The 11,885-nt window shown below is 61.1% G+C and carries 13 protein-coding genes; 1 reads left to right on the top strand and 12 read right to left on the bottom strand.

Annotated features, from left to right (window positions below):
* Window positions 1–133 precede the first annotated feature (133 nt).
* Entirely contained in the window at window positions 134–2,404 is a 2,271-nt protein-coding gene (gene rlmKL / locus J9870_RS09290; RefSeq protein ID WP_210643627.1) for a bifunctional 23S rRNA (guanine(2069)-N(7))-methyltransferase RlmK/23S rRNA (guanine(2445)-N(2))-methyltransferase RlmL, read from the bottom strand.
* Window positions 2,405–2,935: 531 nt separating this feature from the next.
* Between rlmKL and J9870_RS09285 the strand changes: the two genes are divergently transcribed.
* The gene (locus J9870_RS09285; protein WP_003223300.1) at window positions 2,936–3,151 is read left to right on the top strand and encodes a ribosome modulation factor; all 216 of its coding nucleotides are present in this window, start codon (window positions 2,936–2,938) and stop codon (window positions 3,149–3,151) included.
* Between the two features lie 195 nt (window positions 3,152–3,346).
* Here the strand turns inward: J9870_RS09285 and J9870_RS09280 are convergent, their stop codons facing one another.
* The 11 genes from J9870_RS09280 to J9870_RS09230 all read right to left on the bottom strand — a co-directional run bounded on the left by J9870_RS09280 (window position 3,347) and on the right by J9870_RS09230 (window position 11,831).
* Entirely contained in the window at window positions 3,347–4,366 is a 1,020-nt protein-coding gene (locus J9870_RS09280; protein ID WP_210643626.1) for a quinone-dependent dihydroorotate dehydrogenase, read from the bottom strand.
* A gap of 98 nt (window positions 4,367–4,464) precedes the next feature.
* The gene (locus J9870_RS09275; protein WP_210643625.1) at window positions 4,465–5,820 is read right to left on the bottom strand and encodes a hypothetical protein; all 1,356 of its coding nucleotides are present in this window, start codon (window positions 5,818–5,820) and stop codon (window positions 4,465–4,467) included.
* 50 nt (window positions 5,821–5,870) lie between these two features.
* On the bottom strand, window positions 5,871–6,308 hold the full coding sequence (locus tag J9870_RS09270; protein WP_210643624.1) for a hypothetical protein: 438 nt from the start codon (window positions 6,306–6,308) through the stop codon (window positions 5,871–5,873).
* On the bottom strand, window positions 6,298–7,005 hold the full coding sequence (locus J9870_RS09265; RefSeq protein ID WP_210643623.1) for an oxygen-regulated invasion protein OrgB: 708 nt from the start codon (window positions 7,003–7,005) through the stop codon (window positions 6,298–6,300). Before J9870_RS09265 ends, J9870_RS09270 begins: the two co-directional genes overlap by 11 nt.
* Window positions 6,977–7,543 carry a secretion system protein gene (locus J9870_RS09260; RefSeq protein ID WP_210643622.1) on the bottom strand — a complete coding sequence of 189 codons (567 nt, stop codon included), beginning with the start codon at window positions 7,541–7,543 and terminating at the stop codon, window positions 6,977–6,979. The genes J9870_RS09265 and J9870_RS09260 overlap by 29 nt, the downstream gene beginning before the upstream one ends.
* On the bottom strand, window positions 7,530–8,252 hold the full coding sequence (locus J9870_RS09255) for an EscJ/YscJ/HrcJ family type III secretion inner membrane ring protein (protein ID WP_210643621.1): 723 nt from the start codon (window positions 8,250–8,252) through the stop codon (window positions 7,530–7,532). Before J9870_RS09255 ends, J9870_RS09260 begins: the two co-directional genes overlap by 14 nt.
* Complete coding sequence (gene sctI / locus J9870_RS09250) at window positions 8,249–8,557, bottom strand: type III secretion system inner rod subunit SctI (RefSeq protein WP_210643620.1); 309 nt, start codon at window positions 8,555–8,557, stop codon at window positions 8,249–8,251. The genes J9870_RS09255 and sctI overlap by 4 nt, the downstream gene beginning before the upstream one ends.
* A gap of 59 nt (window positions 8,558–8,616) precedes the next feature.
* Complete coding sequence (gene sctF / locus J9870_RS09245) at window positions 8,617–8,880, bottom strand: type III secretion system needle filament subunit SctF (RefSeq protein WP_281728960.1); 264 nt, start codon at window positions 8,878–8,880, stop codon at window positions 8,617–8,619.
* Between the two features lie 3 nt (window positions 8,881–8,883).
* A complete protein-coding gene (locus J9870_RS09240; RefSeq protein WP_210643619.1) occupies window positions 8,884–10,062 on the bottom strand; it encodes a PrgH/EprH family type III secretion apparatus protein in 1,179 nt (392 codons plus the stop codon).
* Window positions 10,063–10,179: 117 nt separating this feature from the next.
* Window positions 10,180–10,653 carry a transglycosylase SLT domain-containing protein gene (locus J9870_RS09235; RefSeq protein WP_281728959.1) on the bottom strand — a complete coding sequence of 158 codons (474 nt, stop codon included), beginning with the start codon at window positions 10,651–10,653 and terminating at the stop codon, window positions 10,180–10,182.
* Complete coding sequence (locus tag J9870_RS09230; protein WP_246883091.1) at window positions 10,650–11,831, bottom strand: winged helix-turn-helix domain-containing protein; 1,182 nt, start codon at window positions 11,829–11,831, stop codon at window positions 10,650–10,652. The genes J9870_RS09235 and J9870_RS09230 overlap by 4 nt, the downstream gene beginning before the upstream one ends.
* Between the last annotated feature and the right edge of the window lie 54 nt (window positions 11,832–11,885).

The following is an 11,885-nucleotide window of genomic DNA, read 5'->3' as shown; positions in this document are numbered from 1 at the left end:
CAGAAAGGAGCCAGGCATAGGCACAGCCCTGGGCACAGCCTAAGTTATAGCTATTAGCCATTACTTTGACCAGCCCTAAAAAGAGGCCAGAAGCCTTGAATTACAAGGCTTCGTGGATCCAATCAGCTACGGGTCAACGGGCCATGATCTTCCAGGCACGGTGGATCTTACTATTGCGCGCAAAATCCGGATCAATGGTCTTGGCCGTGATCTCTTCCACCGCATAACGCTCGCTGAGATTGTCCTCGAGCTGGAACTTGCGGAAGTTATTCGAGAAATACAACACGCCGCCCGGCGCCAGGCGAGCCATGGCCAGGTCCAGCAACTGGACGTGATCGCGCTGCACATCGAACACCCCTTCCATGCGCTTGGAGTTGGAGAAGGTCGGTGGGTCGATGAAGATCAGGTCGTACTCGTCCCGACTGGCTTCGAGCCAGGCCATCACATCGCCCTGCTCCAAGCGGTTCTTGTCGGAAAAACCATTGAGCGACAGGTTGCGGCGCGCCCAATCCAGGTAGGTTTTCGACAGGTCGACGCTGGTGGTGCTGCGCGCGCCGCCCTTGGCCGCGTGGACACTGGCGGTCGCGGTGTAGCAGAACAGGTTGAGGAAGCGTTTGCCGGCCGCCTCTTTCTGGATCCGCAGGCGCATTGGCCGGTGGTCGAGGAACAGGCCGGTGTCCAGGTAGTCGGTGAGGTTGACCAGCAGCTTCACGCCGCCTTCGTTGACTTCGGTGAACTTGCCTTGGGCGCTCTGGCGCTCGTACTGCTTGGTGCCGCTCTGGCGCTCGCGACGCTTGATCACCACGCGGCTCTTATCGACGTTCAGTGCCTGCGGGATCGCCGCCAAGGCGTCAAACAGTCGTGCCGAGGCCTTTTCCGGATCGATGGATTTTGGCGCGACGTATTCCTGGACGTGCACCCAATCGTGATACAGGTCGATGGCCATGGAGTATTCCGGCATGTCGGCATCATAGACCCGGTAGCAGTCCACGCCTTCACGCTTGGCCCATTTGCTCAGCAACTTGAGGTTTTTTTGCAGGCGATTGGCGAACATCTGCCCGCCCTCGCTCAAACGGGCCTGCTCGACCACAGGGGCCGGAGCCGGAGTTGGCTTGATCGGGTTGCCGTTCTTGTTGTACTGGCGCTCTTGCGGGACTTCAGGAGCCTGATCATATGCCGCTTGCTCACGCTCGGCCTGACGCTGTTCCGGAGTGCGACGTTCGCCGGTGACGAACTGATCCGGCAACACCTTGATCAGCAGCAACTTGCACGGCAAGGCGCCGTTCCAGAACGAATACTGCTTGTGGCTGCGAATCCCCATGCGCTTGCCCAGGTCCGGCGCGCCGGTGAACACCGCGGCCTCCCAGTTCAGGCAGGCCTGGCGTAGACGTTCGCCCAGATTCTGGTAGAGGTAAAGCAGGCTGGCTTCGTCGCCCAGACGCTCGCCGTACGGTGGGTTGCAGATCACCAGGCCTTTCTGGTTCTGGTCCGGGCGCGGCTCGAAGGTGGCGACTTCGCCTTGATAGATCTTGATCCACTCGCTCAGGCCCGCCCGCTCGACGTTATTGCGGCCCGGCTGGATCAGCCGTGGGTCGGCCTCGTAGCCGCGAATCCACAACGGTGGCTTGGCCAGGCCGGCGGCGGCACGCTCGCTGGCCTCCTCGTGGAGCTTCTTCCACAGCGCCGGCACATGGCCGAGCCAGGCGGTGAAGCCCCACTGCTGGCGACGCAGGTTCGGCGCCATGTCGGCAGCGATCATCCCGGCTTCCACCAGGAACGTACCCACGCCGCACATCGGGTCGGCCAGCGCCCCGCCTTCGGCGGCGATGCGCGGCCAGCCGGCACGGATCAGGATCGCGGCGGCGAGGTTTTCCTTCAGCGGTGCAGCGCCTTGCTGCAGGCGATAGCCGCGCTGGTGCAGGCTGTGGCCGGAGAGGTCCAGGGAAAGGATCGCTTCACCGCGGTCCAGGCGCAGGTGAATGCGCAGGTCCGGGTTGAGCTTGTCGATGGACGGTCGCTCGCCCGACGGCGTGCGCAGTTTATCGACGATGGCGTCCTTGACCTTCAAGGCGCCGAAGTGGGTGTTGTCGATGCCCGAACCGTGGCCGCTGAACTCCACCGCCAAGGTGCCATCAGCGAGCATGTGGTCTTGCCAGTCGACGTCCAGCACGCCGTGGTACAGGTCTTCGGCGTCCTTCATCGGGAAGCGCTTGAGGACCAGCAACACCCGGTTGGCCAGGCGCGACCACAGGCACAGGCGATACGCCGTTTCCATGTCGGCCATGCCGCGCACGGCGGAGGTGTGTTCGCGCGCCTCTTCAAGGCCAAGCCCGACGGCTTCCTCGATGAGCAGGCCTTCGAGGCCCTTGGGGCAGGTGAGGAAGAGTTCGAAACGATCGGACATGGGATTTCCAGAGCCTTTGGCTAAGTGGACCGGGCAACGCATTGCCGGGCCGGGTTCAATCAGGTGCTTTTCTCAAGAGCACCCGCGTGGCACGAAAGTGTGCCATTCCGCCCTCGCGGCTCAGGTTAGAAGAGCTTGGATGCGAAGGCAGATAAAAAATTCTGTGCAACAAATTGTGAAAACTTGTCCCTTTCGTCGAATAGTACCCGAGTGCAACGGGAGGACATTCTCATCCGGGCCAAGCCAGCGCCTTTCGGCGCAGGGCCGATCATACAGGGGTCTTGCTCATTAGCGGGCATCGAACAGCATGTTACTTATCGCCCTAACGTCTTTATTGTTACGTGCTTATGACAAAACGATCATTCCATCCATGTGACGCTTTGGTTAGAACTCAACACAGGTTGACGTCGCAACGGCGTCAACACCTCGGCTCGTCACGCCGGCAACGAGCCACCAACGGCAGAATGATTCTGCCCCGGCCTCGATAGAGGTCGACGCGAAGCAACAGTCAACAAGTGAGGGAAACACCCTATGAGAAGACTTAAGCGTGATCCGTTGGAAAGAGCATTTTTACGCGGTTACCAATATGGCGTTGGTGGTAAATCCCGTGAGCTTTGCCCCTTTACTCTACCGTCGGTACGTCAAGCCTGGATCAATGGCTGGCGAGAAGGACGCGGCGACAACTGGGACGGTATGACCGGCACTGCGGGTATCCATAGACTCAACGAACTTCACGCCGTCGGCTGACACAGGGCTCAACACTCAAGAACTCGACAATTTGATACTCACATCGATTTAACCACGCGCGTCCCATCCGGACGGCGGGCTTCGGCCCAGGGGGCTCCTTCGAGGAGCCCTTTTTAATGCCTGGGTTTTCTGAACAGGGTTTCTAACTCTGACTGTGAACACCATTGTGGGTCTGCGTAGCCTTCAAAAGATCAATCAACGCAACGCCGCAATCGCATCCACTGATTCACGAATCAACGCCGGCCCCTTATAGATGAAGCCCGAATAAATCTGCACCAGGCTCGCCCCGGCGGTGATTTTCTCGGCGGCATGCCGGCCTTCGGTGATGCCTCCCGCCGCGATGATCGGCAAGCGCCCCGCCAGTTCGGCGGCCAGCACCTTCACGGTGTGGGTGCTCTTGTCACGCACTGGCGCACCCGACAACCCGCCCGCCTCGTCACCGTGTTCCAGCCCCTCGACCCCTTCGCGACCCAGGGTCGTGTTGGTGGCGATCACCGCGTCCATGCCGGTCTCGATCAGGGCCTGGGCGACTTGGATGGTCTCTTCGTCGGTCATGTCCGGGGCGATCTTGATGGCCAGCGGCACATGCCGGCCATGCGTCACGGCCAACTCGGCGCGGCGGCGGGCCAGGTCGGCGAGCAGTTGCTTGAGGGAATCACCGAATTGCAGGCTGCGCAGGCCCGGGGTGTTCGGCGAACTGACGTTGACGGTCACGTAGCTGGCATGGGCGTAGACCTTGTCCAGGCAGATCAAGTAGTCGTCGACGGCCCGCTCCACCGGCGTGTCGAAGTTCTTGCCGATATTGATGCCCAGCACGCCCTTGTACTTGGCCGCCGCCACCCGGGCCAGCAAATGGTCGACGCCCAGGTTGTTGAAGCCCATGCGGTTGATGATCGCCTCGGCTTGTGGCAGGCGGAAAAGCCGTGGCTTGGGATTGCCCGGCTGCGGGCGTGGGGTGACGGTGCCGATTTCCACGAAACCGAAACCCAGCTGGGCGAACCCGTCGATAGCCGCGCCATTCTTGTCCAGCCCCGCCGCCAACCCGACCGGGTTGGGGAATTCCAGGCCCATGACCGTCACCGGCAATTTCGCCGGGGCCTTGCACAGCAACCCATTGAGGCCCAAACGCCCGCCCGCGCCGATCAGGTCCAGGGACAGATCGTGGGAGGTTTCCGGGGAAAGTTTGAACAGCAGCTCACGGGCCAGGGTGTACATGGGTGGGTTTGACTCGATCGGAGAAATGAGGCGCGGATTATAGCCGGGGTGGAGGGATGGGAGCGAGCAACCGATGGTGGCCGGCTCCTAGGGTCAGATCAAGGCGTGATTGTTGGCTGAGGCAGGTTAAAGGTGTTGTCGGTGCGTTTGAGGTTGGCAAAGATGAGGGTGAAGTAAAGAAGCGTCATCATCACAACGAGACAGCCGTTGAGAAGATGTCCTTGGGTATCGTCGCCAAATTTGGAGTCACTTAACCAGGCCGTTGCCGCCCCTCCTATTAGGGCGAGGGCGTGACCATACGAGACGCGTGTCCCTGCAACATTCACAAAAGCATTGGCCACTTGAGTTCTGGTGGGCCATTGAGCGGTAGCACGCGCCTCCATGACCATTTTTTGTAAAGACTCCGGATCAAAGGAGGGCGAATCAGGTCCTCGCTGGGGTGACAGCCAACTTTTACACAAAGTCAAGATAGCCACATCGACCACCATTCCGAGACCATTTAGCCCAGCTTTAATGGCGTCCGCCCCGAAATCGTAACCAAGCCCCTCGACTGCCCTGGCAGCACCACTCAATGGCATGTGCTTACTCAGCTCCGCCAGCACACCTTGAACCACACCATAAGCCGCTGCTGTAACCCCGGTCGCCACTGCGTTCGCAGGGCCTGTTTTGTCGTTCAAAGGGAAGAAGGAATCACCCACAGCTCTGGCCGCAATATAGACAACTCCGCCGACCATTGCAGGGAAAAGCTTCGACGCCGCTCCCGTGACAGCTGCCATTATCGTGCTTCCCACCACCGCGCTTGCCAGGCAGGCGGCCGCTAGTCTTGACTTCCAGCTCGCCTCCCCTGCGCACTCCCTGCGGATGGCGCCCATCAATATCAGGGCGGGCCCCGTCATCGCCAGCGCGACGGTCGCCCACGCCTGAGGGGCCTCAGGGCCTCCGCGCCTAGCATGCTCGACGAGAGAGGCAACGTATTCACGCAAAAGGGTGGCCAGCACAATGACTGTCCCCGTGCGCCCGACGATATGCAGCGCGTTGAGCCCAGGCCCCTTGGCAGCTTCGAGTAATCCCAACCCAGCCTCAAGCACAGCCTTCAGTCGACCCTCTCGGCTTTCGGTGCCTGCGGCTCCTACGTTCAAGGTGTCAAAAATCCCGCTTGTTTCATCTTTTTCGGGTCTCTCACCGTTGTAGACGTATCGCTCAATTTGATCCACCGCCCTCATGTCTGACTCCCCCAAATCAGTCTTTACGTTCAGTACATCTGGGTTTGTCACGCGATCCAAAAGCTTGAAACCGGCTGTAATTTCCCGATCTGGTCCTAGCGCGCTCACGCTAAAATCCCGAATCTCCACCGTCGAAGCATCGAGTGCAGCTAACGGCTTGGTCGAGGCTGAAGATGGAATGTCGTCACGCCGTCCAAAAGTACCGACATTGCCCATATCTGCAATTTTCATGATTTTTTCTCCTTTGTAGTTATCTGAACCGCCAGACTTTCGAGCATCTCTCACCACTCACTCTTCTCCCAAGCGTCATCCCCCATCGGCTGCATCACATCGCGCATCACGCCCAAGACAAAGACTTCCATGGCGAACGCCAGGCCATTGGCCCCGAAGACTTCCTTATAGAGCTGCGACTTTTCCAGGCCCTCGTCCTTCAATCGATACAGAACCTGTTGCGTGATCGCCTTCAACGCCTTGGCGGTGGGGTACGCAGCGGTTGCTCCATCCGCTCCCCGCAGGGTGCGGAGAAACTCATGAATCGCCTTCTCCCCTTGCCCTTCCATGGCCAGCAGCAATTGATACAAGTGCTCGAACTCAGGGTCCGGGCGTTTGTTGCCAGACGCTTCCTGGCGAGCGGCCAGCAAGCGTGATTCCAGCGTCTCGACCGACGCACTGGCGCCGTGCTCGACGGGACTGGAAGCGCTCATTGATTCAATCTTCATGACGGACTTCTCCGGGGGCGGTCTGCGTGGTAACGGCAAAGCTCGAACACAGCTCGGTCAGTGCCTGCAGCGAGGCTTGGTCCAAGGTACGAACCGACTCCGGCAGATCAGCGATGCTCGCCAATAACCTTGGCGCCAGCCGTTCCCGGGTCGCTCCAACATCGAACTCCAGCAGTTGATCCGCCAGCCGCAGCACATAGCGGTCTTGCGGGTGATACTCGACAATCAGCTCGCCAGCCCAACGCTCGCGCAAGCTGACGCGCAGTTCATCGCCACGCGGGCGACAATGCAGCGGCAGCAATACGTGCAGCACCGCCTCTGAATCGCCCGCTTGCCCGGCCAGCCAGCGTTCAAGCATTTCGTCCAACCATTGCGGGCGGCTCAAGGCCTGTGCGAGCACGTCATCCGCGGCTCGGGCGAGTTCGTTGCGCAATTGCAGCGCCAGGGTTTGCGTCTTCAGCAGGCCGTCAGCCAGGTGGCCGGTCGCCCGCAGGATGCCCTCGGCATAACCTTGTTGAAATGCCTGCGCCTGGACCGCGTCGGCCTCGCGCTGGGCCTGCTCGACACACTCGCGCGCCCGACGCTGGGCCTCGCGCTGCAAGGCGTGACGGCGGCGCGCGGCGGCGATGTCCTCGCGGGCCAGGCGTACGTCCGCGGACGCCGGCAGGTCACTCAGGGCGCGGATGGAATCGAGCATGCTGCACCGCCAAAAAGAAAAGCGTGGGATCAGGTTTCAAGAGGGGCCATTGCCGGTGCAAACGAACCACCGGCTCGGAGAATTGCAAGGCCAGGCGTTCGAGCAACATCGGCGGGACTTGCCCGTGCCAGCTCCATAAGGCATTGAGGCCGGCGGCTTCGACCTGCTCCATGGCAACGGGCGAGCACTCGATTGGCGGGCCGCTTCGCGCGCCTAGGCTGTAGCCGGCGAAGCGCCGAACTGACACAGGCAAGCAGCGCAGCGCCGCACCGCGCGCCAGGTCGGGCATCAAGCGATAGGCGCCCAACAGCGAGGCGATATAGGGCAATCGGCACCAATGGCGAACCCATTGTTTCGCCACACCGGTCAGCGGCGTCGATGGCCACGGCCCTTGCAGTGCCAGCCCCTCAAGCACGATGCGGTTGAGCAGGCTGCGTGCTGCCTCCCCCTCGAATCCCGCCGGTATCACCAAACGTTGAGGATGCAGATAACCCAGGGGCTCGGCGAGGATCCGCTGCAGCCCCTCAATGTCCGACATCACGTCGCCCTGCGTTTGACTGGTGGTAAACCCAGGCTGCACCGCCGGCCAGCAGTAACCCGCCGATCACGGCGAACAACCAAGGCCAGGATGACTTCCCCTGCGGTGCGGCCACCGACGGCGCGACATGCTGTATCGGCGAGCGCTTGGACAGCACCACCGAGATGTTCTCGTACTCCACCGCCGCAAAACTGTTCTTGAGAAAACGCTTGATGTCAGTGATCAGCAATTGCGCTTCGATATCACGCTCATGCAACACCACCGCCGAAAGATGAATGGGTGCCGACTTGCGCCCGCCCTCGCCGGCATCCAGGTCGTAACTGACATGGACCCGTGCGGAAACCACACCTTCGAGCACCGCCAGCGACTGCTCGATGCGTTGCTCCAACGCCGAATACAACCGGGCCTTTTCGGCGCGGGGCGAAGCCACCAGGGAGTCGGACGGAAACATCTCGGCGACTTGCAGGCGTGGCCGGGACGGTAAGGAATAGAGGTTGAGCAGATCGACCGCGGCGGAAAAATCCAACTGATCGATTCTCACCGCATAGCCGGCTTTGCCGCCGTCGACTTTCACCGCCGCGATGTTGTTGCGTTGCAGCACCGCAAGCACTTCGTTGGCCTGCTGCTGATCCAGCCCTTCCAGCAGACTCGGCTGGCGACACCCCGTCAGCGCCAGGCACATCAGCAGCAACAACAGGCCGGACCTCATGACGCACGCAACAGGGTTTCTGCCGTGCCCACCGCTTTGCGCACCAGTACGTTGAGCAAGTTGATGTCGACGTTGTATTGCCCGGTCAGCTCCTGCAACTGGGCCAATACTTCAGGGTCGGTGATATCCGGGCGCTGGATCAGTTGGTTGATCGCCGAGACATCTTGCGCGCTGTCGACGGCAGAACCGGCAAACGCTTCGATCAGGCGCGATTCCAGGGAAACGGTCGGGCCTTCCTGCGGGCCACGCAATTCAACGAAGGCAGAGCGCGCGATAAGCGACGGGGAAATACTTGGGATAGACATACGAGGCACTCATGAAAATGGCCATTGTCACGAGCAATGGCCAGCCGAAAGAGCAAGCGTCAGCGAGCCGCCTGGATGATCGCCATGTCGATATCCTTGAAGCCCTTGACCGTGTTGGTCTGGGCGTTTCGGAATACCGTGTAGGACGAAAATGCGGTCTGGTAGGCGGCGAGCTTTCCAGGGTCCGACGCATCGATTTTGAGCTCATCGAGGGCTTTATCCAGGGCCTCTTTGAGGCTCTGAGCGCCGCGCTCGAACGCAGCGGCCTGCTCTCCGAGAAAGTCATCGGGAAAATCGGGAAACATGATCGGGATACCAGCCATACGTCACCTGCTCTGTTTGTTTGAAAAAAGCCAGGACGAAGGACTCGTCTTGACGTAGCCCTGGGGGCCGGTTTGAAACGACTTGCCCTTGAGCGCGTCGTCCTTGAGCTCGACAGCGAAGTGCACGTAGCGATCACCCCACTGCCGGTAGAAACTGTCGACATACTGGCGAGCGGCGGCCAGCTCGGAATCCTGCAGGTCGCCCTCGACGGCAAACGTCACGCTGCCTTGGTGTTCGAACCGGCTGAAGGCCAGTGAAAGACGTTGCAAACCGCCCTGGGCGAGATCGGCGAGCAGCCTGTCATCCTGCATCTGCACCACGACGTCACGGGCATAAGGCGCCGCCGCGAGCAGCGTATCGAGCAGTTGTGCCTGCTTGTCGGGCGTGAGTGGATTGCGTTGGGCGCTGAGCAACAGTCGCGGCACCGACGGGTCCTTGAGGTCCAGAAAATGCCAGGCCAGCTGCGGGTCATGGTCCACCAGCACCTGCTCCAGCCGGCGACGCTCCTGATCGATCATCAGCACCTGGCCGTTCAGCGTGTTGTGGCGGGTCAACACCTGGCGACTCCAACCGGCATCCCGCTCGGAAGACACCAAGACGTAGACCGAATGATCACGACCGCGCAGCACCTGGACCTGGGCACTGGCACCAGTGATCATTGCGCGGATATCGGTTTCCGGCGCCGGCCCGGGCATCGACCAAAGGCCAATCACAGTGATCAACGCCACCAGCGCCAGACCACCAGCGATCCAACGAGTCCAAGGGCCACGCCAGGGCATGAAAACGGCTGCATCGGAAGGCACGCCGTGTGACAGGTCGAAAACCTCAGGCGCCCAGGATTGATCCTCGGGACGCAAGGCGATGTGCAGACCACCGACCTGCACCCTGGCTTGAAAGGCACAGTGGCGCACTTCCACTGGATCGCCGAGCAGTCGCAACGGCAAGCCGTCCAGCGCGGCCTGATCGGCCAGCACCTCAAAATTGCATCCGCCTTGCTCCAGGGGCACGAAGATGGCATCCGCCGGAACACTGGCCGACAACGCACCGTCACCGAGCACATCCAGCGCACCGACCACGAACAAGGTGGTGCCTTGGCCAAGCGCAAATTCGCAGCCCTGCAACGGACCGTTGAGGATCCGCAAGACGCAGGGCTGTAGGGAGGGGGCCGTCGGGACTGTCACCGTCCAAACTCCAGGGCAGTCGAATGAGCACACAGGGTAGGAAGGCTGGCGGCAGGATTCCTGATCGAATTCTGCCGATTGCCAGGGGCAAACGATCAGAATCCCGCGCCGGCCTGTTCAACGCGCCGCTTGTCGAGCCTGGGTGAGCACTCGATAGCGTTGCCAGACTTTGCGCGCGTAGCGCAGCCGCGCGGCTTGTCGGTGGGGTGAGTTGCCGGCGTTGTAGGCGCCGACCGCCGTCCAGTTGTAGCCATGACGGGCGATAAACTCGGCCAGCACCGACGCACCGACCTCCACCGACAGGCACGGCTCATCCAGCAGGCGTTGCTCGGTAATGCCTCGGGCACGCAATCGGGGTAGATGAATGCTGTTGATCTGCATCAGCCCGATATCGCGGGTGCCGTTGCGGTTGTGGTTGATCGCGTCTGGCCGCTGCCCGGATTCGACATCGGCAATCGCTTGCAGCAGTTCGGGTTCGATGGCATGCAACTGCCCCGCCCTGCTCCAGCACCAGGCGTGCGCCTGGGCCATGCCAAGCCCCAGGCCAAGACACACCGGCCAGCACAACCATTTGCTCCTGCGCCGCTTCATGCCAGGCGCCGCTCGCGGATCCACGTCAGTTGTTCGTGAATGCGCACCCGCATGATCTGCGCCCGTACACAACCCGGATCATGCTCCAGGCATTGGTCGATCATGTCAGCCGCCTGCTCGTTACGCCGCCAGAACCAGTGATGCCAGGCTTGGAAATACAGCACATCAGCCTGATCGGCCGAAAACAGACACTGCCGGAATAACACCTGGGCCGCCTCCTCACAACCGCGCAAACTGGTGAGCAACGCCAGGCGCGTCAATGCCGGGATGCTGCCGGGGTCCAGCGCCAAGGCCTTGGAAACCGCCGAATGAGCTTCTTCGATGGCGCGCTCGGGATCACCCAGGCCCATCATCGCCTGTCCCAGCCACACATCCGCCAAACCGCACCAGGGCGGCGCGTAGCCGGGATCGAGTTTCAAACATTGCCTGAACAGTACCTGGGCATCGCGCAGGCTTTGTACCGTGTGCTGCTGCACATTGCACAAGCCATTGAGATACGCCACCGCCACCGCGTAAGACCCACAGCGCTCACCGACCGGACGCAACCCGGGTACGCGTTGAGCAACCAGGCAAGTCAATGCGCCCAGCGCCTCCCCCGGATCCCAGGCATCCAGCGTCTGCCCATGCAGCAACGCCTGGTCGCGTCCACGAATCAACTCGATCGACCAGTGTTGCAGCCCGCCCGCGCCTATAAAACGACCGTTCAAGCAATAATCCGCCGACAGCCGCCCGGCCAACGACGGCACATCGCCCGACGCCCTGCAGGCCGCGATCAGCCCCGAGGGAATGATGTGCAATGCCTCACCGAACGCCGTGGTCAGTTGGCGGATCATCAGATCCTGCAGATCCAGCGCCGCGATCTCGTCCAGATTGCGAAAAGGCAACACCGCCAACGAAGGTGCCACCGCCCTCGCCTGGCTCGTCACGTCGAGCTCAACCACGGGACCGGTGAACCGATAACCCTGGCCGTAAACCGTCGCAATGTAGCCCTTGTTCTCCTTGAACAACTTGCGCAAGGCATAGATACAACGGGTCAACGACTCCTCCGCCGCATCCATCCGCGGCCAGACATGGTCCAGCAGATAATCCTTACTCACGACCGCGCCCGCCGATTTCAGCAGCAGGCGCAGTACGTGTAGTTCTTTGGGGGGAACATGAACTCCTTGTCCATCTCGCATCAGCGTTCCATCGCTTTGCAATAGCCAGTGGTCAAAAACGAACGACTTCACCAG

The sequence above is a fragment of the Pseudomonas sp. Tri1 genome, assembly GCF_017968885.1.
Lineage (GTDB): Bacteria > Pseudomonadota > Gammaproteobacteria > Pseudomonadales > Pseudomonadaceae > Aquipseudomonas.
Note: the sequence above shows the minus strand (reverse complement) of the source record. Positions and strands in the feature narration are given on the sequence as shown.